This window comes from Streptomyces sp. CB00316 (genome assembly GCF_001905595.1).
Lineage (GTDB): Bacteria > Actinomycetota > Actinomycetes > Streptomycetales > Streptomycetaceae > Streptomyces.
Map to the genome: position 1 here is coordinate 367,550 of NZ_LIXI01000005.1, position 23,777 is coordinate 391,326.

The following is a 23,777-nucleotide window of genomic DNA, read 5'->3' on the forward strand; positions in this document are numbered from 1 at the left end:
ACGGTCCTGTGCGGGACGAGACGATCCGACCCGGGGTGGTGCGCCCAGCGGGCATCCCGGAGCAACAGGCCCGGCCGCATCCGATGGACGGAGCGGACGGGCCCCAGGGGCTGAACGTCGCGGTGGAGCAGGCGCAGGAGCGGGCGGGCCAGATGAGCGAGCACGGGCACCACGATCCACACGACCGCAGCGGGGCCCGGGCCCTGTTCATCGAGTTGCGGGAGCTTCCCGACGGCAGCGCGGAGAAGGCGGAGCTGCGCAACCGGCTGGTACGGATGCATCTGCCGCTGGTGGAGCACCTGGCCCGGCGCTTCCGCAACCGCGGGGAGCCCCTGGACGACCTGACGCAGGTCGCCACGATCGGTCTGATCAAGTCGGTGGACCGGTTCGACCCGGACCGGGGCGTGGAGTTCTCGACGTACGCGACCCCCACGGTCGTCGGCGAGATCAAGCGCCACTTCCGGGACAAGGGCTGGGCGGTGCGGGTGCCCCGCCGCCTCCAGGAGCTGCGGCTTTCCCTGACCACGGCCACCGCCGAGCTCTCCCAGCAGCACGGCCGCTCGCCGACCGTGCACGAGCTGGCCGAGCGGCTCGGCATCTCCGAGGAGGAGGTGCTGGAAGGCCTGGAGTCGGCCAACGCGTACAGCACGCTCTCGCTGGACGTGCCGGACACGGACGACGAGTCCCCCGCCGTCGCGGACACGCTGGGCTCCGAGGACGAGGCGCTGGAGGGCGTGGAGTACCGGGAGTCGCTCAAGCCGCTCCTGGAGGACCTGCCGCCGCGCGAGAAGCGCATCCTGCTGCTGCGGTTCTTCGGCAACATGACCCAGTCGCAGATCGCCCAGGAGGTCGGCATCTCGCAGATGCACGTCTCCAGGCTGCTGGCCCGCACCCTGGCCCAGCTGCGCGAGCGCCTGCTCGTCGAGGAGTAGAACGGCCCTCCGGCAGGGCGCCGCGGATCTCGGGGCTCAGGCCTCCGGGTTCGCTCCGGCGCCCCTGCGCAGGCCCAGGATCTGGGTGGTCGCCGGGTTCAGGACGAACACCAGACCGGTCACGGCGACCGCCGCCAGGACGATCCCGGCCGGGATCAGCGCGCCCTGGGAGCGCAGCAGCGTCCACGCCACCGGCAGCGCCATGATCTGGGTGATCAGCGCCGGCCCCCGGCTCCAGCTCCGCAGCAGCAGCAGGCCCCGGGCGGCGATGAGCGGGATGGCGCCCAGCGCGATCAGCGTGATGCCGACCGTCTCCGCCTGCTGCGGGCTCTCGGGGCGCCCAAGCACCCCCATGACCAGCAGGTAGAGCCCGCTGACCGCGAGCGCGGCGCCTTCGAGGGTGTTGATCCCGGCGAGGGCGGTGATCCTTCGCGGGCGCGCCGTCGCGGCGGACGAGGGGGTGGAGGGGGTCGCTTCAGTGCTCACGCCGTTCAGGTTGGCATCCCCGCGCCCCGGAAGTGAAGCCGGGGTGCGCGGGCGCGGCGCATGTCACGTACGCATGTCACGCACGCATGTCACGTGCGAGGAAGGCGCCGGGGAGCGCGTACGGGCGATCGTCACGGAGGGTGACCGGCACTGACCTGAGCGAACCGCGACTTCGGTACCGAACCACCTGGTAGGTACTCTGGCGGGCATGCGTGCACTCCTCGTGGTCAACCCGGCAGCCACCACCACCAGTGCACGCACCCGTGACGTCCTCATCCACGCCCTGGCCAGCGAGATGAAGCTGGAGGCGGTGACCACGGAGTACCGGGGTCACGCCCGGGACCTGGGGCGGCGGGCGGCCGACAGCGACGACATCGACCTGGTGGTCGCCCTCGGCGGTGACGGCACGGTGAACGAGGTCGTGAACGGGCTGCTGCACCGGGGCCCGGACGTGGACGGCCTGCCGAAGCTCGCCGTGGTCCCCGGCGGTTCCACCAATGTCTTCGCGCGCGCCCTGGGGCTGCCCAACGACGCCGTGGAGGCGACCGGCGCGATCCTGGACGCCCTGGAGCACCGGAGGGAGCGCACGGTCGGCCTGGGGCTCGCGGCCGGCACCCCGGGCACCGAGGACGAGTCCGTCCCCGAACGCTGGTTCACTTTCTGTGCCGGTCTCGGCTTCGACGCCGGAGTGGTCGGCCGGGTCGAACAGAAACGCGAGCACGGCAAGCGGTCGACGCACGCGCTGTACGTGCGCCAGGTGGTCCGGCAGTTCCTGAACGAGGCCCACCGACGACACGGGACGATCACGCTCGACGTACCCGGACAGGACCCCGTCACCGACCTCGCGCTCTCCATAATCTGCAACACCGCCCCCTGGACCTACCTGGGGAATCGTCCGGTGTACGCCTCTCCGAAGGCCTCCTTCGACACCGCTCTGGACGTCCTCGGACTGAAGCGCCTGTCGACCTCGGCGGTGGCCCTGTACGGCACCCAGCTGCTCACTTCGAGCCCTGACAGAGGGCCGCGCGGGAAGCACGCCGTTTCACTGCATGACCTCACGGACTTCACCTTGCATTCAAAGGTCCCACTACCCTTCCAGATGGACGGCGACCACCTGGGACTGCGCACGAGCGTGACGTTCACAGGCGTACGCCGTGCACTGCGTGTGATTGTGTGAGTGGAAGGCCCGAAAGTCCTTTAACTCGAACGTTTGGCCTGGCCCCCACCCCTTAGAAGTGCGGCTGTGACCTAGTCGACACCGAGGAATCAAAAAAAACTTTCCAGAAGGGGTTGTATCCGCAGCCGAGGTTTGCGAATCTCTACATGGCGATCGGGACGGCCCGCAACACCGGCCTCCACTGAAAGCCAGAACCCCTCCTCACCATCACAGACCACACCCAGTGCTTCTGGGAGTCGGCCCGTCATCCGTGGGGGGATTCGTGAAAGCGTTCACATTCACAAGCACCAGCGTGTAATACCAAGGAGAGGTAGCAGCCATGGACTGGCGTCACAACGCCGTTTGTCGTGAGGAAGACCCCGAGCTGTTCTTCCCCATCGGCAACACCGGTCCTGCGCTGCTGCAGATCGAGGAAGCCAAGGCCGTCTGCCGTCGCTGCCCCGTCATGGAGCAGTGCCTGCAGTGGGCGCTCGAGTCCGGCCAGGACTCCGGCGTCTGGGGTGGCCTCAGCGAGGACGAGCGCCGCGCGATGAAGCGCCGTGCCGCTCGCAACCGGGCGCGTAACGCCAGCGCCTGACCGACGCCCCCCACGAACACGCCTCAGCCAGGCGGCGCGTACAGAGCGTGCGCACAGCCCCGCCTTCGAGTCGCAGCGCGCAGTACCCCGGAGCGCATCGCAACGTGAGCATCACGGAGCGGGCCCGGACCGTCACCACGGTCCGGGCCCGCTCTGCTGTGTGCTCCCGCCCGTGTGACTACTTGTCACCGCGCACCGGCAGGTCCAGCACCACCTGGGTGCCGCGCTCCGGCGCCGGGACCATGCCGAACGTGCCGCCCAACTCCCCCTCCACCAGCGTCCGTACGATCTGGAGGCCCAGATTGCCCGCCCGCTGCGGGTCGAACCCCTCGGGCAGACCGCGCCCGTCGTCGGTCACCGTGATGAGCAGCCGACCCTCGGTCGGCGAGCCACCGCGCACGGCTGAGACCTCCACCGTGCCCTGATCGACCACGGCGAACGCGTGCTCCAGGGCGTTCTGGAGGACTTCGGTCAGCACCATGGAGAGCGGGGTGGCCACCTCGGCATCCAGGATGCCGAAGCGTCCGGTGCGCCGGCAGGTCACCTTGCCGGGCGAGATCTCGGAGACCATCGCGATGACCCGGTCGGCGATCTCGTCGAACTCGACGCGCTCGTCCAGGTTCTGCGAGAGCGTCTCATGGACGATCGCGATCGAACCGACGCGCCGCACCGCCTCGTTGAGCGCCTCGCGCCCCTGCTCGGAATCCATCCGGCGGGCCTGGAGCCGCAACAGGGCGGCCACGGTCTGGAGGTTGTTCTTCACCCGGTGGTGGATCTCCCGGATGGTCGCGTCCTTGGTGATCAACTCGCGTTCGCGGCGACGGAGTTCGGTGACGTCCCGGAGCAGGACCAGCGAGCCGATGCGGACGCCCTTGGGCTTGAGCGGGATGGCCCGCAGCTGGATCACCCCGCCCGCGCACTCCACCTCGAACTCGCGCGGCGCGTAACCGCTGGCTACCTTGACCAGGGCCTCGTCCACCGGGCCCCGGGAGGGCGCCAGTTCGGCGGTGACGGTGCCCAGGTGGTGGCCGACCAGGTCGGAGGCGAGGCCGAGGCGGTGGTAGGCGGAGAGGCCGTTGGGGCTGGCGTACTGCACGATCCCGTCCGCGTCCAGCCGGATCAGGCCGTCACCGACGCGCGGGGAGGCGTCCATGTCGACCTGCTGGCCGGGGAAGGGGAAGGACCCGGCGGCGATCATCTGGGCCAGGTCGGAGGCGGACTGGAGGTAGGTGAGCTCCAGCCGGGAGGGGGTGCGCACGGTGAGCAGGTTGGTGTTGCGGGCGATCACCCCGAGGACCCGGCCCTCGCGGCGTACGGGGATGGACTCGACCCGCACGGGAACCTCCTCGCGCCACTCCGGGTCGCCCTCGCGCACGATCCGGCCCTCGTCCAGGGCCGCGTCGAGCAGCGGGCGGCGGCCGCGCGGCACCAGGTGGCCGACCATGTCGTCCTGGTAGGAGGTGGGGCCGGTGTTGGGCCGCATCTGGGCGACCGAGACGTACCGCGTGCCGTCGCGGGTGGGGACCCAGAGCACGAGGTCGGCGAAGGACAGGTCGGAGAGCAGTTGCCACTCCGAGACCAGCAGGTGGAGCCACTCGAGGTCGGTGTCGCTCAGAGCGGTGTGCTGGCGGACGAGGTCGTTCATGGAGGGCACCTGTGGAGCGTACCCGGGGTCAACAGCGATGTTCGAACCGATCGGCCCGGCGGCCCGTGCCGTGTGGGAGGGACGCTGCCGCACAGGATGTCGATGGACAGGGCGTGGCGTGCGGCCGGAGAATGTCGTGCACACGGATGGACACAGCAATTGGTCTAGTCCACAATGAGTTCATCAAGACCTCCGCTCTCCCCGCACAGGAGAGCGGACCGAGGCACCCGGCGCTCTCTGCCCTGACCGCGCCGGTGCCTCATGTGGCCGGGGGCACCGCACACCGCCGGCCAGGTAGCTCCGGGCTGCGGTGCCGGGCGGGCTGAGGGTCCCGCCCTGGCGCCGCGGCCCGCGGGTGTCTCCGGGGCCGGCCGGCCGGGTCAGCGGGTCTCCGTCACCTTCGCGAGGGCACGCGGTGAGTCGGGGTCCTGGCCCCGCGCGATGGTGACCTCGTACGCCAGCATCTGCAACGGCAGGATCTCCAGAATCGGCTGCAGCTCCTCCGGCACCCCCGACGTCGGGAGCGAGAAGCCCGCCGACGCCGCCTCCACCTGGGCCTTCGGGCCGACCACGAACAGGTCGGCGCCGCGGCCCCGCAGCCGGTCCAGCACCGGTTGGAGGGCCTCGCCGCCCCGGCCGTCGGTGACCACGGCGATCACCGGTGAGATGTTGTCGACCATCGCAAGCGGGCCGTGCAGCAGATCGGCGCCCGAGTAGGAGAGAGCGGGGATGTAGCTGGTTTCCATCAGCTTCAGGGCCGCCTCCTTGGCCGTGGGGTAGCCGTAGCCGCGCGAGGTGATCACCATGCGCTCGGCGAAGCGGTAGCGGGAGGCCAGCGCCTTGACCTCGGCCCGGCGACCCAGGATCGCGCCCGCCAGGTCGGGCAGGTTCGCGGCCGCCTCCGTGCCGTCGGCGCCCGCCAGCCCCTCCACGAAGAGGTAGAGGGAGAGCAAGGAGGCCGTGTACGTCTTGGTGGCCGGGAGCGCCTTCTCCGGGCCCGCCAGGATGTCGATGTGGAACTCGGAGACCGCCGCCAGGGCGGAGTCCGGGTTGTTGGTGACCGCCAGGGTGACCGCACCGGCCTCCCGGGCGGCCCTCGTGGAGGCCACCAGATCCGGCGATCCGCCCGACTGGCTGACGGTGACCATCAGGACGTCCCGCAGATCGGGCTTGGCCCCGTACGCCGTCGTGGTGGACATGGAGGCGAGGCCACAGGGCAGGCCGAGCCGGATCTCCAGCAGGTACTTCGCGTACAGCGCCGCGTTGTCCGAGGTGCCGCGCGCGGTGAGCAGGACGAAGCGGGGCTTCCTGGCGGCGATCTCTGCGGCCACCTCGCGGATGCGGGGGGCGCCCTGGTCGAGGATGCGCCGCAGCATCGCGGGCTGCTCGGTCATCTCGCCGGACATGATGCGGCCGGGCACGTCGCGCTGGTAGTCGGGGCCGGGCGGAGGGGTGGCTGACATGGGGGGTGCCTCCCGATGCGGTGTCGTACCGGACAAGTCGACCAGGCGAACGCGGGGTCCGCCAGCGGGCGGGGCGGGTGGACCGAACCGTGGGCCGTTCACCGCCCAGGCGGCCGATTCTGCTAGATTGGGCCTTCGATTGGTCTATACCACAGAGTTCCCCTCATCAGATCGGCAGGCACAGCGTGGAAGTTGTCATCGTCCCGGACGCCACGGCAGGCGGCGAACTGATCGCGGAGGCCATCGCCTCCCTGCTCAGCCGCAAGCCCGACGCCCTGCTCGGCGTTGCCACCGGCTCCACCCCGCTGCCCGTCTACCGCGCGCTGGCGGCCAAGGTCGCCGCCGGGTCCGTCGACGCCTCCCGGGCCCGCATCTGCCAGCTCGACGAGTACGTCGGGCTGCCCGCGGGCCACCCGGAGTCGTACCGCTCCGTGGTCCTGCGTGAGGTCGTCCGGCCGCTCGGGCTCTCCGAGGCGTCCTTCATGGGCCCGGACGGCTCCGCCGAGGACGTCCAGGCCGCGTGCGAGGCGTACGACCGGGCGCTGGCGGAGGCCGGCGGGGTCGACCTCCAGCTGCTCGGCATCGGCACCGACGGGCACATCGGCTTCAACGAGCCGTGCTCCTCGCTCGCCTCGCGCACCCGGATCAAGACGCTGACCGAGCAGACCCGGGTGGACAACGCGCGCTTCTTCGACGACGACATCGACCAGGTGCCGCACCACGTGATCACCCAGGGCATCGGGACGATCCTGGACGCCCGCCACCCGATCCTGCTGGCCACCGGTGAGGGCAAGGCGGAGGCCGTGGCCCAGACCGTGGAGGGGCCGGTCGCCTCGATCGTGCCGGCCTCAGCGCTCCAGCTGCATCCGCACGCGACGGTGGTGGTGGACGAGGCCGCCGCGTCGAAGCTGAAGCTGGCGGACTACTTCCGCGCCACGTATGCGGCGAAGCCGGCGTGGCAGGGGCTGTAGGTCGTACGCCTGTACATGCGGGAAGGGCCAGGACACCGTGAGGTGTCCTGGCCCTTCCCGTTGTGCCGCCCGTCCGGCGAGAGGCTCTTCCTCGATCGCCGGACGGGCTTGATCTTGTCCGCCCGACACGCTTGGCCATCGCCGGACGGGCTTGACGCCGGCCGGGCTCGACCTGCCGGCCTGACGGCCTTGTCCTCAAACGCCGGACGGGCTGGATGTGTCCGTCACCGCTTCCGCGGCCGCCTGGCCGCAGACCCTCGACGCGCCGTGGGTGGCGATGTGGAGGGCTCCCCGGGGCGTGGATTCCGGGACGCCCATCTCGACCACGATCGTGTCCGGGCGGGCCGCCAGCAGGGCGTCCAGCGCCTCGCCCATCCAGGCGTGGCGGTGCTCGTCACGGACGACGGCGACGATGCGCCGCTCCCCCGCCGCGGCGACCGCCGCGGCCGCCGGGTCGGCGCTCTCACTGGTGTACCGGCCCGACTCCGTGCCCGGCAGGAGCCGGGTGAGTCCGGCGGCGATGCCCCAGGGGGTCTCGTCGCCGACCGCGATGTTCGCCACCGCGGAGAACTCCGCGACGTACCCCGGCCCGGTCAGCCGGTCGCCGGTGCCGGTGACCTTCAGCGCGCGGCGGGCGGCCACCAGGCCGATGTCCGAGCTGACTCCGGTGCCGGGCGCGGTCCCCTCCTGCACTTCCGCGCCCGGCTCCGGGACGTCCCCCCGGGCCCCCTGCGTCCAGGACGCGAGGGCTCGTACACGGGCGGCCGCATCCGCGAGCCGCTCCTCGGCCAGGTCTCCGCTGTGCACCGCGGCGACGAGGGCGTCGCGCAGGCGCAGCACCGTCTCCTCGTCGGCCAGCCCGCCGCCGACGCAGATCGCGTCGGCGCCCGCGGCGATCGCGAGGACCGATCCGCGCTCGATGCCGTAGGTCCTGGAGATGGCTTCCATCTCCACGCCGTCGGTGACGATCAGGCCGTCGTAGCCCAGTTCCTGACGGAGCAGACCGGTGAGGATCCGCGGACTCAGGGTGGCCGGGCGGTCCGGGTCGAGTGCGGGAAGCAGGATATGCGCGCTCATCACCGATTTGGAACCCGCTGCGATGGCCGCCCGGAAAGGCAGCAGCTCACGGGCGTGCAGAGTGTCGAGATCCACATCGATGCGGGGCGTCGCGAGGTGCGAGTCGACCGCGGTGTCGCCGTGGCCGGGGAAGTGCTTGGTGCAGGCGGCGACGCCGGCGGCCTGGAGCCCCTCGACGTACGCGGCGGTGTGCCGGGCCACCAGAGCGGTGTCGGCGCCGAAGGAGCGTACGCCGATGACCGGGTTGTCCGGGTTGGAGTTGACGTCCGCGGACGGCGCCCAGTTCAGGTTGACGCCGCACACGGCGAGCCGGCGACCGAGCTCGTGGGCGACGGCCCGGGTCAGGTCGATGTCGTCGACGGAGCCGAGGGCGAAGTTGCCCGGGAACGAGGAGCCGTCCCTGACCTCCAGGCGGGTCACGTCCCCGCCCTCCTCGTCGATGGCGACGAGGACATCGTCCCGCTCGGAGCGCAGCCGCGCGGTGAGGGCGGCGAGCTGCTCGGGCGACTGGATGTTGCGGCCGAACAGCCCGACGGAGGTGAGCCCTTCACCGACGCGGCGCAGCAGCCAGTCCGGTGCGGTGGTTCCGGTGAATCCGGGCTGGAGCACCGCGAGCGCGTCGCGCGTCAGGGTGTCCGTGGTGGAAACGAGGGTGGTCATGGGCCCGCACTATCCCTTCACAGCGCCGGAAGTGAGGCCTGCGGCCATCTTCTTCTGGATGATCATGAAGAACACGACGACGGGCAGGGCGATCATGGTCGAGGCCGCCATGAGTGCGCCGTAGTCCGTTCCGCGCTCGGTGGTGAACGTCATCAGCCACACGTTCAGCGTGTACTTGGAGTTGTCGTTGATCAGGATGTACGCGAAGAGGTACTCGTTCCACGCGTTCACCAGGGCGAAGATCGACGCGGCGGCGAGCCCGGGGGCGAGCAGCGGGAAGATCACGCGACGGAAGGCGCCGAAGCGGGTGAGGCCGTCCACCATCGCCGACTCCTCCAGCTCCACCGGGATGTTCACGACGAAGCCGCGGATCATGATGGTGGCGAAGGGCAGCGTGGAGACCAGGTAGACGACGATCAGGCCCCAGTACTCGTCGATCCCGCCCATGGCGTTGAGCTGGGCGTAGATCGGGATGAGCATCGCCGTCGGCGGCAGCATCTGGACCAGGATCATGACCAGGATCAGGGCCTTGCGGCCGAAGAACCGGAACCGGCCGATCGCCAGGGCCGCCAGCGTAGCGATGATCATGCCGCCGAGCACCGCGGTGACGGCGACGATCAGGCTGGACTGGATGGCGGTGACGAAGTTCGGCTGGTCGACGGCGCGCGCGAAGTTGTCGAACGTGATCGACGTGGGCCACAGGGTCTGGTCGTAGCTGCGGATCTCCTGGTTGGGCCGCAGGGCGCTGATGACCAGCCAGTACACCGGGAAGACCATGACCGCGGCGATGCCGAGGCCGAGGATGTCGAGGTGGAGCCGGCTCTTCTTCCGGTCGGGACGCAGCGCCTGTGTTTCGGTCGTACTGCTCATTCGACCTCTCCCGTCTTCATGAGCTGGCGCAGGTAGAACACGGCCACGCCGGACAGCAGCACCACCGTGATGAGGGCGATCGCGGTGCCCTGGCTGAAGGAGGTGGACTCGAACGCCTTGGAGTAGGAGTAGAGGCCGAGGGTCTCGTACTCCGGCTCGGGCTTGTTGCCGCGCAGCAGCCAGATCTGGCCGAAGACGTTGAAGTCCCAGATCACGGAGAGGGTGGCGACCATGGTGAAGACCGGCTTGATGACCGGCCAGGTGACGAACTTGTAGATGCCGTACGCGCTGGCGCCGTCGAGCGCCGCCGCTTCCTCCAGCTCCTGGGGGACCTGGGTGAGGGCGGCGTACAGGGTGACGACCACGAACGGGATGGCGCCCCAGACGACCAGCAGCGTGATGATGCCGAAGCCCTGAATCGGGTCGAGGTACCAGTTGTGCCCGAGCCAGTCCTCACCGACGACCTTGGCGATCAGCGTGTTGATCAGGCCGTAGTCGGAGTCGGCCATGAACCGGAAGATCGAGGCGGCGACCATCAGCGGCATCGACCAGGCGGCGATCAGGGCCACCGTCAGGACGAGCCGGACCCAGGTGGAGAGCTTGCGCATGAGCAGGGCGACCAGCAGCCCGATGCCCATCGTCAGCGTCACACAGATGGCCATGAAGACGATCGTGCGGAAGGTGACCCACCAGAACTCGGAGTCGCCGAGGATGTTGGTGAACTGTTCGAAGCCCACCCAGGGGGCGGGCTCTCCGGACCACAGTTCGCGCCGGCCCATGTCCTGGAAGGACATGATGACCGTCTTGCCGAGCGGGTAGAGGTAGACGGCGGCGATCGCCACGATCGCCGGGAGGATCAGGAAGTAGGGGAGGAGTTCACCCTTCTTCCGCTTCCTCTTCTGTACCCGGGGCGCGTCGTCGTCGGAGGACGACTTCCCGGTCGGCTGCGGGTCGGGTGGTACGGGGACCGGCGGCCCGACGGCCTTGGTATCAGCGGCAGACACGTGGCTGACCTTCCATCGCGGGTCCGAGGCGGGCCCCGGAATTCACGGCGTTCACTTACGAGAAGGGCGGAGGCCCGGCATCGCTGCCGGGCCCCGCCTGGCGACCGGAAGGTCAGGCCTTCTTGTTGATCAGGGCGTTGATCTTGTCGTCGGCCTTCTTGGAGGCGTCGGCGACGGAGGCGCCCTTGAGGATCTCCAGGAGGACGTTCTCCAGGATCTCCTCCTTCTCGATGGAGGCCCAGCCCGGCGCGATCGGCGTGAACCAGGCGTCCGGCACCGCGTTGGCGATGGCGGCTGTCTCCGGCTTCGTCTTCAGCGGCTCGAGCTGCTTCTCGTTGTTCGGAAGGACGTTCTTCGACGCGAGGAGCTCGCCGCCCTTCGCGTTGGTGAAGAGGGCGATCCATTCCTGGCCGAGGTCCTGGACCTTGGACTTGGAGATCGTCGCGAGGTCGGAGCCGCCGATGAAGGAGGGGAGGGCCTTGCCCTCGGGGCCGGGGATACCGGCCGTGGCGATCTTGCCCTCGAGCTTCGGGTTGCCGTTCTCGCCACCCGTGACGCTGCCGGCCTCCCAGGCCTGGCCGTAGATCACGGCGGCCTTCTCGTTGGCCATGACGTTGGCGTGGTCCTGCTCGTCCTTCGTCTGGTCGGCCTTGTTGTACTTCTTGACCAGGTTGACGAAGTGCTCGAGGCCCTTCTGCGACTCGGGGGAGGACAGCGAGCCCTTCCACTCCTTGGCGCCCTCGTCGTACGTGGCTATCTGGCCACCGTAGGCGGCGACGTAGGACATCGCGGCGTACCAGTAGCGGCCCGGGAAGTAGAGCGAGGAGGCACGCTTGTCCTTCTTGCCCAGCTCGGCGGAGACCTTGTCCATCGCCTTGAGGAACTCGTCCTCGGTCTGCGGGAGGACGTCGCTGCCGGTACCGGCCTTCAGCATGTCCTTGTTGTAGACGGCCAGACGGGCACTGGCGTAGTAAGGAACGCAGTACGTCTTGCCCTCGAAGGTGCAGGTGTCCTTCAGACCCTTGATCCAGGTGTCCGAGTTCTCGTACTTCTCGGGGTCGATTTCCCCGAGCGCACCATTGAGGATGTACTGCATGGTCTCGGTGTTGCCGAGTTCGACAACGTCCGGGAATTTGTCGCCGCCGAGGGAGGTGTCAAGCTTCTTGACCTTGTCGGCCCACTGCTGGTATTGAACCTTGACCGTGACGCCGGGGTACTTCTTGTTGAACTCGGCGTTGACGTCCTTGACCAGTTCGGGCCAGGTGGACTGGGCCTCCCCCATGAGCCAGACGGTCAGGTTTTCCTTGCGGTCCTTCGGGTCCTGCGACGACGCCTTGTCGTCGGTACCGCATGCCGCGACCGAAACCAACATGCCCGCGACACCGATAGCCGCGATGAGCTTGCGCTTCACGTCAAACCCTCCTCAGGGATGCTGCAACCCCACCCACCGCGAAGACATTCGACGAGTTCTGCTGGGGCTGGACCTGGTCTTTAATGGTTTAGACCAGTACCGGGAGCTTGGCCTAGACCTTTAGGGGTGTCAAGGGTGTATAAGAAGTGCACTCGCGTCCGTTATAGGACCGACACCTAAGGGAGGGCGACGACCCGTGACCGGACCGTGCCACCATGTGAGCCGCGACAGACGGAGGAGCCGGTGACGGCAGCAACGCAAGCGTCGGAGAGGCGGGCCATGGGTGCCGACGGGGGCAGTTCGGGGAGTGAGACCGGCAACGGTGCGCGCACCGCGCGCGTACCGAAGTACTACCGGCTCAAGCGGCACCTCCTCGACATGACGGATACCTTGCCGCCCGGCACCCCGGTGCCGCCCGAACGCACCTTGGCGGCCGAGTTCGACACCTCGCGCACCACCGTGCGCCAGGCCCTGCAGGAGCTGGTCGTCGAGGGCCGACTCGAACGCATCCAGGGCAAGGGGACGTTCGTCGCCAAGCCCAAGGTCTCCCAGGCGCTCCAGCTGACCTCGTACACCGAGGACATGCGCGCCCAGGGGCTTGAGCCGACGTCCCAGCTGCTCGACATCGGCTATGTCACGGCGGACGACACGCTCGCCGGACTGCTGGACATCTCGACGGGCGGCCGCGTACTGCGCATCGAGCGGCTGCGCCTCGCCAGCGGCGAGCCGATGGCGATCGAGACCACACATCTTTCGGCCAAACGCTTCCCGGCACTGCGCCGCTCGCTGGTGAAGTACACCTCGCTCTACACCGCGCTCGCCGAGGTGTACGACGTCCGCCTCGCCGAGGCCGAGGAGACCATCGAGACCTCGCTCGCCACCCCGCGTGAGGCGGGTCTGCTGGGGACGGATGTCGGGCTGCCGATGCTGATGCTCTCCCGGCATTCGATCGATGGCCAGGGCGAACCCGTGGAGTGGGTGCGATCCGTGTACCGGGGCGACCGGTACAAGTTCGTGGCCCGCCTGAAGCGGCCGGTGGACTGAGGAACAGCGGCAGGCGAACAGGCGGTGGCCCGGGGATCCCCTCCCCGGGCCACCGCCTGTTTTCGGTCATCTGCGCTGCCGCCCGGATCGCGTGAACCGACCGCCCCTCCCGTCCGTGTCCCTACTGCGGAACGTGGGTGGAGACATCGGCGATACACGACCGGTATGCAGACAGGGGTTCCGGAGAGCGGCTGTACCACCTAGATTTCGCGCACGTTACGACAGTGATCACGCGAGGGGACGGATCGATATGCCGGAATCGCCCACACCAGCACCACCGGTTCCACAAGCACCGGGACGGCGGACACTGTCCCCGAAGTCCATAGCCGTCTGGAGCCTGGTCGGCCTGGTCGGCGCGATCGGCTGGGCCACCCTCGCGCTCTCGCGGGGTGAGGAGGTCTCCGCCGCCTGGATGCTGGCGGCGGCCCTGGGCTCGTACGCCATCGCCTACCGCTTCTACTCCCGGTTCATCGCCAACCGGGTCCTCAAGGCGGACAAGAACCGCGCGACGCCGGCCGAACGGCTGGACAACGGTGTGGACTTCCACCCCACCGACCGCCGGGTCCTGTTCGGCCACCACTTCGCCGCCATCGCGGGGGCCGGGCCGCTGGTCGGCCCCGTGCTCGCCGCGCAGATGGGTTATCTGCCCGGCACGATCTGGCTCGTCGTCGGCGTCATCTTCGCCGGTGCCGTCCAGGACATGGTGACGCTCTTCTTCTCGACCCGCCGCAACGGCCGTTCGCTCGGCCAGATGGCGCGCGACGAGATAGGGCCGGTCGGCGGGATCGCCGCCCTGGTCGCGGTCTTCATGATCATGATCATCCTGCTCGCGGTCCTCGCGCTGGTCATCGTGAACGCGCTCGCCCACTCGCCGTGGGGCGTCTTCTCCATCGGCATGACGATCCCGATCGCCCTCTTCATGGGCGTCTATCTGCGCATCCTGCGGCCCGGCAAGGTCAGTGAGGTCTCCCTCATCGGCGTCGCGCTGCTGCTCCTCGCGATCGTCTCGGGCGGCTGGGTCGCCGAATCGTCGTGGGCGGACTTCTTCACGCTGGAGCCGGGCACGCTGGTCATCTGGATGATCGTGTACGGGTTCCTCGCCTCCGTGCTCCCCGTGTGGCTGCTGCTGGCCCCGCGCGACTACCTCTCCACCTTCATGAAGATCGGCACGATCGGGCTGCTGGCCCTGGGCGTCATCGTCGCGCTGCCGACGCTGAAGATGCCCGCGATCACCGACTTCGCCACCAACGGCCAAGGGCCGGTCTTCGCCGGCTCGATGTTCCCGTTCGTCTTCATCACCATCGCCTGTGGCGCGCTCTCCGGCTTCCACTCCCTGGTCTCCTCCGGCACCACGCCGAAGATGGTCCAGAAGGAGACGCAGATCCGGATGATCGGCTACGGCGCCATGCTGGTCGAGTCGTTCGTGGCGATCATGGCGATGATCGCGGCCTGCATCATCGACCCGGGCCTCTACTTCGCCATCAACGCGCCCGCCGGAGTGATCGGCGACAGCGTCCAGGCCGCCTCCCAGGCCGTGGCCAACTTCGGCTTCACCATCAGCCCGGAGGCCCTGGCGCAGGCCGCCAAGGACGTCGAGGAGACGAGCCTGCTCTCCCGGACCGGCGGTGCGCCGACGTTCGCGCTCGGCATGGCGGAGATCTTCTCCGCGGTGATCGGCGGGACCGCGATGAAGGCGTTCTGGTACCACTTCGCCATCATGTTCGAGGCGCTCTTCATCCTCACCACCGTGGACGCCGGCACCCGCGTCGGGCGCTTCATGCTCCAGGACATGCTGGGCAACGCCTACAAGCCGTTCCGCGAGGTCAGCTGGAAGCCGGGCGTCTGGTTCGCCAGCGCCGTCGTGGTCGGCGGTTGGGGCTACTTCCTCTGGGTCGGCGTACACGACCCGCTGGGCGGCATCAACCAGCTCTTCCCGCTCTTCGGCATCGCCAACCAGCTGCTGGCCGCCGTCGCACTGGCCGTCTGCACCACCCTGCTCGTCAAGTCCGGTCGGCTGAGGTGGGCGTGGGTCACCGCGGTCCCGCTCGCCTGGGACGTGGCGGTCACGCTCACCGCGAGCTGGCAGAAGATCTTCTCGCCGGACGTGAAGATCGGTTTCTTCGCCCAGCGCGACAAGTACCAGGCGGGCATCGACGCGGGCGAGGTGCTGCCGCCCGCCAAGAACATGGACGACATGCAGACCGTGGTCACCAACTCCACCGTCGACGGCGTGCTGTGCGCCCTCTTCGCGCTCCTCATCATCGTGGTGCTCGTGGACGCCGGCCGGGTCTGCTTCAACGCCATCCGAGACCCGGAGAGCGTGAAGCTCCACGAGACGCCGTACGTCGAGTCCAAGCTCGTCGCCCCGGCCTCGCTCATCGCCACCAAGGAGGAGAAGGCGGAACTGGCCGCCGCCGGCGTCGGCCCCGAGGGCGGCATCCGCAAGGAGGCGGCGGGAACGGGGAGCCGGACATGACCCTCGCGGACGTACGACGGGTGGCGGGACGGATCCGCTGGTACGTCCGGGAACTGACCGGCGAGTCGGCGTACGACCGCTATGTGGCGCACGCGAGGGTCCACGATCCGGATACTCCGGTGATGACGCGCCGCGCCTTCGAGCACAGCCGCACGGACGCCCGTGAGGCGGACCCCCGCGAGGGCTTCCGCTGCTGCTGAGCGCCACCGGCCGATCGGGGCCGTCGCACCCCTCCCAGGGGCGCGACGGCCCCTTCTCGCTCCCATGTAAGGGCCCGTCAGCACCCGGCCGATACGGAGAAAAGCCGGGCGAAGAAACCAGACCGCCATACCGACACCTGTTCACGCCGACACAACATGTGGGGGCTTCCTCATCGAGCGCCCCCCACATGTATGCTCGACCTCGCTGTCGCCGCAGGGGAATCCGGTGCGAATCCGGAACTGTCCCGCAACGGTGTGATCAGTGTGCTTTTGCACACCCGAAGTCCGACGACCTGTCGACAGCGCGTCCGGCTCGACCGAACCGGACGCCAGACGTCCGGGCCTCGCGGATGGGCCGGTGGACGCCGTGAGCAGTGCTGCCCCGCGGGGCGTCGCGCTGCCCGGCTCCCCGCTCGCCGCCGGCCCCCAGCCGAGCGAGGGAAAGCCCAGTGACCATCGCGCCCGCCGATCCGGTCTCAGCCACCGAATCCGCTGCCTCCACCACGTCCGGAGCAGGCCGGAACGACGGACCCGGGACCGCCCTGCTGCGGACCCTGACCGACCTCGCCGTCGATCTGCCCGACACCGACCCCGGACGGGTCGCCGCCTCCGCGCTGCGCGGGCGCAACGCCCGCTCCGACGAGGCCGAGCTGCGCTCGCTGGCCACCGAGGCCGCCGCCGGTCTCATCTCCGAGGACCCGGCGTACTCCCGGCTCGCCGCCCGGCTGCTGACCCGTACGATCGCCGACGAGGCCGCGGGGCAGGGCGCGACGCACTTCTCCGCCTCCGTCGCCGTGGGCCACCGCGAGGGCCTGATCGCGGACCGCACCGCCGAGTTCGTGGCGCTGCACGCGGTCGCGCTGGACGAACTCGTCGAGCAGGCCCTGGCCGACGGTGCCGACGACCGCTTCGGCTACTTCGGTCTCCGTACGCTGCACAGCCGCTACCTGCTGCGCCACCCGCTCACCCGCCAGGTCATCGAGACCCCGCAGCACTTCATGCTGCGCGTGGCCGCAGGCCTCGCCGAGGACGACTCGGTGCGCGCGCTGGACGAGGTCGCCGCGCTCTACCGGCTGATGAGCCGGCTGGACTACCTCCCCTCCTCCCCCACGCTCTTCAACTCCGGCACCCGGCACCCGCAGATGTCCTCCTGCTACCTGCTGGACTCGCCCAAGGACGAGCTGGACTCGATCTACGACCGTTACCACCAGGTGGCGCGCCTCTCCAAGCACGCGGGCGGCATCGGTCTGTCGTACTCCCGCATCCGCGCCCGGGGTTCGCTGATCCGGGGCACCAACGGGCACTCCAACGGCATCGTGCCGTTCCTCAAGACGCTGGACGCCTCCGTCGCGGCGGTGAACCAGGGCGGCCGGCGCAAGGGCGCCGCCGCGGTCTACCTGGAGACCTGGCACGCGGACATCGAGGAGTTTTTGGAGCTTCGCGACAACACCGGTGAGGACCAGCGCCGTACGCACAACCTGAACCTGGCGCACTGGATCCCGGACGAGTTCATGCGCCGCGTCGACGCGGACACGGACTGGTCGCTGTTCTCCCCCGCCGAGGTCCCCGAGCTGGTCGACCTGTGGGGCGACGAGTTCGACGCGGCCTACCGTGCCGCCGAGGCCAAGGGCCTGGCCCGCAAGACGATTCCGGCGCGTGAGCTGTACGGCCGGATGATGCGGACCCTCGCGCAGACCGGCCAGGGCTGGATGACGTTCAAGGACGCCTCCAACCGGACCGCGAACCAGACCGCCGAGCCGGGCCGGGTCGTGCACTCCTCGAACCTGTGCACCGAGATCCTCGAAGTCACCGACGACGGCGAGACGGCCGTCTGCAACCTGGGTTCGGTCAACCTGGGCGCGTTCGTGAGAGACGGCTCGATCGACTGGGACCGGCTGGACTCCACGGTCCGCACCGCGGTCACCTTCCTCGACCGGGTCGTCGACATCAACTTCTACCCGACCGAGCAGGCCGGGCGCTCCAACTCCCGCTGGCGGCCGGTCGGCCTGGGGGCCATGGGCCTCCAGGACGTCTTCTTCCAGCTGCGCCTGCCCTTCGACTCCCCCGAGGCCCGCGCGCTCTCGACGAAGATCTCCGAGCGCATCATGCTGGCCGCGTACGAGGCGTCCTGCGACCTCGCCGAGCGGTCCGGCCCGCTGCCCGCGTGGTCCGAGACCCGGGCCGCGCGCGGCGTGCTGCACCCCGACCACTACGACACCGAGTTGAACTGGCCGGAGCGCTGGGAGGCCCTGCGCGCCCGGGTCGCGCGGACCGGTATGCGCAACTCGCTGCTGCTCGCCATCGCGCCGACCGCCACGATCGCCTCGATCGCCGGTGTGTACGAGTGCATCGAGCCGCAGGTCTCCAACCTGTTCAAGCGCGAGACGCTCAGCGGTGAGTTCCTTCAGGTGAACGCCTACCTGGTGGCCGAGCTGAAGAAGCTCGGTGTGTGGGACGCCCGCACCCGTGAGGCGCTGCGCGAGGCCAGCGGCTCGGTGCAGGGCTTCGCCTGGATCCCCGAGGACGTGCGGGCGCTGTACCGCACGGCGTGGGAGATCCCGCAGCGCGGCCTGATCGACATGGCGGCGGCCCGTACGCCGTTCCTCGACCAGAGCCAGTCGCTCAACCTGTTCCTGGAGACGCCGACGATCGGCAAGCTCTCCTCGATGTACGCGTACGCCTGGAAGCAGGGGCTGAAGACGACGTACTACCTGCGTTCGCGCCCGGCGACCCGCATCGCCCGTGCCGCGTCCGGTCAGGCGTCGGCCGCCACCCCCATTCCCGTACAGCAGGCGTCGGCTCCCGACGCGGACGCCATCGCCTGCTCCCTTGAGAACCCCGAGTCCTGCGAGGCCTGTCAGTAATGAGCTCCGACGAAGACAAGAACCTGCTCGACCCGGGCTTCGAGCTGACCCTGCGCCCCATGCGCTACCCGGACTTCTACGAGCGCTACCGGGACGCGATCAAGAACACCTGGACCGTCGAGGAGGTCGACCTCCACTCGGACGTCGCCGACCTCGCCAAGCTGTCGCCGGGTGAGCAGCACATGATCGGCCGGCTGGTGGCGTTCTTCGCGACCGGGGACTCGATCGTCTCCAACAACCTCGTGCTGACGCTGTACAAGCACATCAACTCCCCCGAGGCGCGGCTGTACCTGTCGCGGCAGCTCTTCGAGGAGGCCGTGCACGTCCAGTTCTACCTGACGCTGCTGGACACCTATCTGCCCGACCCGGACGACCGGGCGGCGGCGTTCGACGCGGTCGAGGAGATCCCCTCGATCCGGGAGAAGGCCCAGTTCTGCTTCAAGTGGATGGACTCGGTCGAGAAGATCGACCGGCTGGAGACGAAGGCCGACCGCCGCCGCTTCCTGCTGAACCTGATCTGCTTCGCGGCCTGCATCGAGGGACTGTTCTTCTACGGCGCCTTCGCGTACGTGTACTGGTTCCGCTCGCGCGGCCTGCTGCACGGTCTCGCCACGGGCACCAACTGGGTGTTCCGTGACGAGACGATGCACATGAACTTCGCGTTCGAGGTCGTGGACACCGTCCGCAAGGAGGAGCCGGAGCTCTTCGACGACGCGCTCCAGCAGCAGGTCACCGACATGCTGAAGGAAGCCGTCGAGGCGGAGCTGCAGTTCGGCCGCGACCTGTGCGGCGAGGGGCTGCCGGGCATGAACACCGAGTCGATGCGCCAGTACCTGGAGTGCGTCGCCGACCAGCGGCTCGCCCGCCTGGGCTTCCCGACGGTGTACGGCTCGGAGAACCCGTTCTCCTTCATGGAGTTGCAGGGCGTCCAGGAGCTGACGAACTTCTTCGAGCGCCGCCCGTCCGCCTACCAGGTGGCGGTCGAGGGCTCGGTCGGGTTCGACGACGACTTCTAGGCCGAGGGGTTCCAACAGCCTCGACGCCGCACCACCGCGCCCAGCACGGTGGTGCGGCGTCGTGCGGTAGCCCCCGAGGGCTTCTCCCGCCCGGCCTAGGTGTCCTGCCCCGCAGGGGCGGCCGGCCGGTCCGCCGTGACCAGCCATGACGTGCTGAGGAGCCGTACCGTGCCGTCCGCCGTCTCGTGGGGGCGCAGGTGGTCCGCGAGGGAGCGGCGGGCGCGGGTGCGGGCGGCCGGGTCGGCCTGCTCCATCAGGTGGCGGCCTGGGCCGGTGTCCAGCAGGAACGCCGCCGCGTCCTCGGCGCCGTGGCCCCATGTCCCGTACGCCTCGGTCCGGGCGGTGCCGATGCCGGTGAATCCGGCGGCGGCGAGCACTGCGCGGATGTGGCCCGGGGCGGCCAGGGAGAACATGCCCGGCAGCCCGGGCGCCCCGAAGTCGCCGAGGGGCAGGAAGTCGCGCAGCGACGCCATCGCCGTGACCCAGCCGTTGCGCGCGGCATCCGCCGGTGTGACGAATGCCAGGCGTCCGCCGGGCCGCAGGGCCCGGCGGACGTTGCCGAAGGCCGCCACCGGGTCGGAGAAGAACATCACGCCGTAGCGGCTCACCGCCGCGTCGAACGAGCCCTCCTCGAAGGGGTGCACCTGGGTGTCCCCCTGCACGAAGGAGGTGTTCGTGACACCCTCCCGCTCCGCGCGGGTGCGCGCCTCGGCCAGCATCGGGCCCGAGAGATCGAGGCCGAGCGCGTGTCCTCGGGGTGCCCTGAGCGCGGCCATGCGCGTGGTCTGCCCGGAACCGCAGCCGAGGTCGAGGATCCGGTGGTCCACGGCGATCCCGGCCGCATTGAGCAGCGGCTCGTTGAAGCCCTCGTTCACGGCGTTCCAGCGGTCCTGGTTGCGGGCCCAGTGTGAGCCTTCCGGGCCGTTCCATGCTTGCGCCTGCTCGGTGTTGACGACGTCCGGCACGGGTGCCTCCAGTGGCGAATCACGGATAATGGGCATGCGCCCAAACAGTATGGGCAGATGCCCATACTGGCAACCGCCGTTACCATCCACGGTGCGGTCGCCGTTCGAAGGCGGCGGCACCGGAACGGAAGAGAGGCCCCCATGTCACCGCGCGGAGTGGCGACGCCCGACGTACGCGAGCGACTGTTCGCGGCGGCCGAGCGCGTCGTGGAGCGGGACGGGCCCGGCGCGCTCACCAGCCGGGCCGTCACCACCGAGGCGGGATGCGCCAAAGGGCTGCTGCACACGCACTTCGTGGGGCTCGACGCATTCGTGGCCGAGCTCTGCCTCGACCGGTTCGCGCGGGCGGCCGCACAGGCGCAGGCGCTGTCGGAGCTCGCCGGGCAGGGCACGGTGGCGCGGAACCTCGGCACCGTCGTCCTCGCGCTGTTCGACGCCGCCGGTCCGGCCCTCTCCGGCCTGGCCATGAGCCGGGCCGCCTCCACGCTGCAGATCCGTGAGGCCCTGGAGGGAGGGGCGCCCGGCTTCACCGCGATCGAGGAGGCCATCACCGCCTACCTGGCGGCCGAACAGGAGCTCGGCCGGGTGGCGGAGACCGTCGACCCGAGCATCGCGGCCCTCGCTGTCGTCGGCACCGCCCACCACCTCCTGATGACCAGCCGGCCGGGCACACCCGACCCTCAGCTCCCCATGGCGCGCCTGGTGGCGATGCTGGTCGAGGAGAACGGCCAGAGGTCGCCGGGCCGGATCCCGGCGGACGCCTAGGCAGGCCGCCTCCGGCCGACAGCTTCGACGCGCTAGACGTTCACCCAACTCCCCGAGTGGAGGCGCCGCGTGGTCGTCGCAGGCCGCGCGGCGCTCCCCCTTTCCGTGGGCGCCGCCTCCTCCCGTTCGGCGTCGCGGAGCTGGCGGTCGATGCGGCGCTCACGGACGGACCCGATGACAGCGGGGAGGAGGACGAGAGCGAAGAGGGCGGTCACGACGAGGTAGTCCAGGAAGGTGTTCATGGCTCCACCTTCGTCCGCCCGGAAGATTCTGGTCAGTGGCAGCACTGCCACACAGCATCGAATTACTGCCACACTGACTCCATGCTGAAAAACGTCGCCGTCCTACTGCTCGACGAGGTCCACCCCTTCGAACTCGGCGTGCTGAGCGAGGTCTTCGGCCTCGACCGCAGTGAAGAGGGGCTGCCGGTCCACGACTTCGCCGTCGTCTCCGCCGAGGGCCCGGTGCTCCGGACTCACGCGGGCTTCACCATCAGCACGCCCCACGGCCTGGAACGGCTGGAGGAGGCCGACCTCGTCGCCGTACCGGCAGGCAGCAACTTCATGGAGCGGGAGTACCCGGAAGAGGTCCTCGACGCCCTGCGCCGGGCCGTAAAGCGCGGGGCACGGGTGCTGAGCGTCTGCTCCGGCGCGTACGTCCTCGGAGCGGCGGGACTGCTGGACGGCCGCCGCTGCACGACGCACTGGCGCCACACGGCGGAGCTGGCCCGCCGCTACCCGAAGGCGGTCGTGGAACCGGACGTGCTCTACGTGGACGAGGGCCCCGTCATCACCTCGGCCGGGACCGCCTCCGGCATCGACGCCTGCCTCCACCTGGTCCGCCAGGCGTACGGCCAGGAGGCGGCCAACACGATCGCCCGGCGCATGGTGGTGCCGCCGCACCGGGACGGCGGCCAGGCGCAGTACATCAGCCGCCCGCTGCCCCGGAACGCCTGCGACACGGTCGGCTCCACGCTGGCGTGGATGGAGCACCACCTGGACCAGGAGATGACGGTGGAGCGGTTGGCGGCCCTGGCGCACATGTCGCCGCGTACCTTCGCCCGCCGCTTCCAGCAGGAGACCGGGACGACCCCGTACCGCTGGCTGCTGCGCCAGCGGGTGCTGCTGGCCCAGCACCTGCTGGAGACCTCCGACCGGACGATCGACACGATCGCGGGGCAGACGGGGTTCGGGACGGCGGCGACCCTGCGCCACCAGTTCGTGCGCACGCTCGGGACGACGCCGAACGCCTACCGCCGGACCTTCCGGGGACCGGCGAGCACCGTGCCCGACGTCGCCTGAGGGCGGACGCCGGGCACGGCCGACAACTTCAGGGGGATCAGATGCCGCAGCTGGGGGCCGACCAGAAGCGGCTGGACCCCTGGTTGACGTGCACGTGGTCATTGTGGCCCGAGTAGCCGGGGCCGAGGATGCCCCGGAAACCGTGGTAGCGGGCCTGCTTGGCCAGCGTGCACAGGGAGTGGGGCGAGGCGCCGAGGTCGACCGCGTCGCCGTACAGGTGACGGCTGTTGCTCGCTCCGCCGACGGCCGAGTTGCAGGAGTAGGAGCGGAATCCGCTGGTGACGCGGATCGACTGGTCTCCCAGCGCGTGGCGCAGCGCCTCCAGCTTCCACATGCTGCTCAGCGCGTTGGCCTTGGCCGTGCCCGCCGCGACCGCACCACCGGCCCAGGTGCTGTTGCACTGGTTGAGCTCGGGATAGGTGAAGTGGATCGGCGTGCAGTCGTTGTCCTGGAGCGCGTAGATCTTGTTCTGGGTGGCCGGGCCCGCGATCCCGTCGGCGGCCAGCCCGTAGGCCGCCTGGAACCGCTTGACGGCGGCGGTGGTGGCCGGGCCGTAGGAGCCGTCGATGGCGAGCACGGAGTCGTACCCGGGCCATCCGGCCACGCGGAGCTGGAGCTGGGTGACGTCGTTGCCGGTGGATCCCGGCGCGAGCGTACGGGTCCAGGTGTAGCAGCCGTCGGCCTGCGCGGGGCCGGCGGTCAGCACCGCCCCGCCCAGTGCGAATGAAATGGTCATGACAAATCCGAGCAGAACGCGTGCGGTACGTCTCAGCACAGGGGGTCTCCCTCTGAACGTCACGGGCGGTGTCCAGGCGAGCCTGGCCCAGGAGTCGACGCGCGTCAACTACCCCTCGGAAAACGCCAGTTGTCCAA

At 69.7% G+C, this 23,777-nt stretch carries 21 protein-coding genes and 1 riboswitch; of the genes, 11 read left to right on the top strand and 10 right to left on the bottom strand.

The annotated features are described in order from the left end of the window. Positions 1 to 8: 8 nt before the first annotated feature. Positions 9 to 932 carry an RNA polymerase sigma factor SigF gene (locus tag AMK21_RS16240; RefSeq protein ID WP_073878481.1) on the top strand — a complete coding sequence of 308 codons (924 nt, stop codon included), beginning with the start codon at positions 9 to 11 and terminating at the stop codon, positions 930 to 932. Positions 933 to 968: 36 nt separating this feature from the next. Here the strand turns inward: AMK21_RS16240 and AMK21_RS16245 are convergent, their stop codons facing one another. Continuing rightward, positions 969 to 1,418: a hypothetical protein gene (locus tag AMK21_RS16245; protein WP_073878482.1), complete on the bottom strand. Its 450-nt coding sequence runs from the start codon at positions 1,416 to 1,418 to the stop codon at positions 969 to 971. Positions 1,419 to 1,626: 208 nt separating this feature from the next. Between AMK21_RS16245 and AMK21_RS16250 the strand changes: the two genes are divergently transcribed. Both AMK21_RS16250 and AMK21_RS16255 read left to right on the top strand, forming a co-directional pair. Continuing rightward, positions 1,627 to 2,595 (top strand): diacylglycerol/lipid kinase family protein, encoded by a 969-nt coding sequence (locus tag AMK21_RS16250; protein ID WP_073878484.1) that lies wholly within the window; start codon positions 1,627 to 1,629, stop codon positions 2,593 to 2,595. A 319-nt stretch (positions 2,596 to 2,914) separates the two neighbouring features. Continuing rightward, positions 2,915 to 3,172: a WhiB family transcriptional regulator gene (locus tag AMK21_RS16255; RefSeq protein ID WP_003953983.1), complete on the top strand. Its 258-nt coding sequence runs from the start codon at positions 2,915 to 2,917 to the stop codon at positions 3,170 to 3,172. Positions 3,173 to 3,350: 178 nt separating this feature from the next. Here AMK21_RS16255 and AMK21_RS16260 read toward each other — a convergent pair whose 3' ends face one another. Then, positions 3,351 to 4,817 (bottom strand): sensor histidine kinase, encoded by a 1,467-nt coding sequence (locus AMK21_RS16260; RefSeq protein WP_073878486.1) that lies wholly within the window; start codon positions 4,815 to 4,817, stop codon positions 3,351 to 3,353. 380 nt (positions 4,818 to 5,197) lie between these two features. Next, positions 5,198 to 6,280 (bottom strand): SIS domain-containing protein, encoded by a 1,083-nt coding sequence (locus AMK21_RS16265; RefSeq protein ID WP_073878489.1) that lies wholly within the window; start codon positions 6,278 to 6,280, stop codon positions 5,198 to 5,200. Between the two features lie 185 nt (positions 6,281 to 6,465). On the opposite strand from AMK21_RS16265, the gene nagB reads away from it, so the two are divergent. After that, entirely contained in the window at positions 6,466 to 7,251 is a 786-nt protein-coding gene (nagB, locus tag AMK21_RS16270; RefSeq protein WP_073878491.1) for a glucosamine-6-phosphate deaminase, read from the top strand. Positions 7,252 to 7,446: 195 nt separating this feature from the next. Here nagB and AMK21_RS16275 read toward each other — a convergent pair whose 3' ends face one another. The 4 genes from AMK21_RS16275 to AMK21_RS16290 all read right to left on the bottom strand — a co-directional run bounded on the left by AMK21_RS16275 (position 7,447) and on the right by AMK21_RS16290 (position 12,273). Beyond that, complete coding sequence (locus AMK21_RS16275; protein WP_073878493.1) at positions 7,447 to 8,988, bottom strand: glycoside hydrolase family 3 protein; 1,542 nt, start codon at positions 8,986 to 8,988, stop codon at positions 7,447 to 7,449. A gap of 9 nt (positions 8,989 to 8,997) precedes the next feature. Further along, positions 8,998 to 9,858 (bottom strand): carbohydrate ABC transporter permease, encoded by an 861-nt coding sequence (locus tag AMK21_RS16280; RefSeq protein ID WP_073878495.1) that lies wholly within the window; start codon positions 9,856 to 9,858, stop codon positions 8,998 to 9,000. After that, entirely contained in the window at positions 9,855 to 10,862 is a 1,008-nt protein-coding gene (locus tag AMK21_RS16285) for a carbohydrate ABC transporter permease (RefSeq protein ID WP_073878497.1), read from the bottom strand. Before AMK21_RS16285 ends, AMK21_RS16280 begins: the two co-directional genes overlap by 4 nt. A gap of 112 nt (positions 10,863 to 10,974) precedes the next feature. Beyond that, positions 10,975 to 12,273 carry a sugar ABC transporter substrate-binding protein gene (locus AMK21_RS16290; protein WP_073878499.1) on the bottom strand — a complete coding sequence of 433 codons (1,299 nt, stop codon included), beginning with the start codon at positions 12,271 to 12,273 and terminating at the stop codon, positions 10,975 to 10,977. A 279-nt stretch (positions 12,274 to 12,552) separates the two neighbouring features. Here AMK21_RS16290 and AMK21_RS16295 point away from each other — a divergent pair, with 279 nt between their 5' ends. The 5 genes from AMK21_RS16295 to AMK21_RS16315 all read left to right on the top strand — a co-directional run bounded on the left by AMK21_RS16295 (position 12,553) and on the right by AMK21_RS16315 (position 19,873). Next, positions 12,553 to 13,317, top strand: a complete 765-nt coding sequence (locus tag AMK21_RS16295; RefSeq protein ID WP_073878501.1) for a GntR family transcriptional regulator — start codon at positions 12,553 to 12,555, stop codon at positions 13,315 to 13,317. A gap of 250 nt (positions 13,318 to 13,567) precedes the next feature. Beyond that, positions 13,568 to 15,793, top strand: a complete 2,226-nt coding sequence (locus AMK21_RS16300) for a carbon starvation CstA family protein (protein ID WP_079181174.1) — start codon at positions 13,568 to 13,570, stop codon at positions 15,791 to 15,793. Further along, complete coding sequence (locus tag AMK21_RS16305; RefSeq protein ID WP_073878502.1) at positions 15,790 to 15,993, top strand: YbdD/YjiX family protein; 204 nt, start codon at positions 15,790 to 15,792, stop codon at positions 15,991 to 15,993. Before AMK21_RS16300 ends, AMK21_RS16305 begins: the two co-directional genes overlap by 4 nt. Positions 15,994 to 16,173: 180 nt before the next feature. Further along, positions 16,174 to 16,309, top strand: a riboswitch (cobalamin riboswitch). Between the two features lie 133 nt (positions 16,310 to 16,442). Further along, positions 16,443 to 18,857 (top strand): ribonucleoside-diphosphate reductase subunit alpha, encoded by a 2,415-nt coding sequence (locus AMK21_RS16310; RefSeq protein WP_073878505.1) that lies wholly within the window; start codon positions 16,443 to 16,445, stop codon positions 18,855 to 18,857. After that, positions 18,857 to 19,873, top strand: a complete 1,017-nt coding sequence (locus tag AMK21_RS16315; protein ID WP_073878507.1) for a ribonucleotide-diphosphate reductase subunit beta — start codon at positions 18,857 to 18,859, stop codon at positions 19,871 to 19,873. The genes AMK21_RS16310 and AMK21_RS16315 overlap by 1 nt, the downstream gene beginning before the upstream one ends. A 95-nt stretch (positions 19,874 to 19,968) precedes the next feature. On the opposite strand, the gene AMK21_RS16320 is transcribed toward AMK21_RS16315, so the two are convergent. Next, positions 19,969 to 20,838, bottom strand: a complete 870-nt coding sequence (locus AMK21_RS16320) for a class I SAM-dependent methyltransferase (protein WP_073878509.1) — start codon at positions 20,836 to 20,838, stop codon at positions 19,969 to 19,971. 141 nt (positions 20,839 to 20,979) lie between these two features. On the opposite strand from AMK21_RS16320, the gene AMK21_RS16325 reads away from it, so the two are divergent. Further along, positions 20,980 to 21,603 carry a TetR/AcrR family transcriptional regulator gene (locus AMK21_RS16325; RefSeq protein ID WP_073878511.1) on the top strand — a complete coding sequence of 208 codons (624 nt, stop codon included), beginning with the start codon at positions 20,980 to 20,982 and terminating at the stop codon, positions 21,601 to 21,603. 32 nt (positions 21,604 to 21,635) lie between these two features. On the opposite strand, the gene AMK21_RS16330 is transcribed toward AMK21_RS16325, so the two are convergent. Further along, positions 21,636 to 21,845 (bottom strand): hypothetical protein, encoded by a 210-nt coding sequence (locus tag AMK21_RS16330; protein WP_073878513.1) that lies wholly within the window; start codon positions 21,843 to 21,845, stop codon positions 21,636 to 21,638. Between the two features lie 81 nt (positions 21,846 to 21,926). On the opposite strand from AMK21_RS16330, the gene AMK21_RS16335 reads away from it, so the two are divergent. Continuing rightward, complete coding sequence (locus AMK21_RS16335) at positions 21,927 to 22,904, top strand: GlxA family transcriptional regulator (protein ID WP_073878515.1); 978 nt, start codon at positions 21,927 to 21,929, stop codon at positions 22,902 to 22,904. Positions 22,905 to 22,941: 37 nt separating this feature from the next. On the opposite strand, the gene AMK21_RS16340 is transcribed toward AMK21_RS16335, so the two are convergent. Then, positions 22,942 to 23,679, bottom strand: coding sequence for a D-Ala-D-Ala carboxypeptidase family metallohydrolase (locus AMK21_RS16340; RefSeq protein WP_073878517.1), 738 nt, complete (start codon positions 23,677 to 23,679; stop codon positions 22,942 to 22,944). Positions 23,680 to 23,777: the final 98 nt, after the last annotated feature.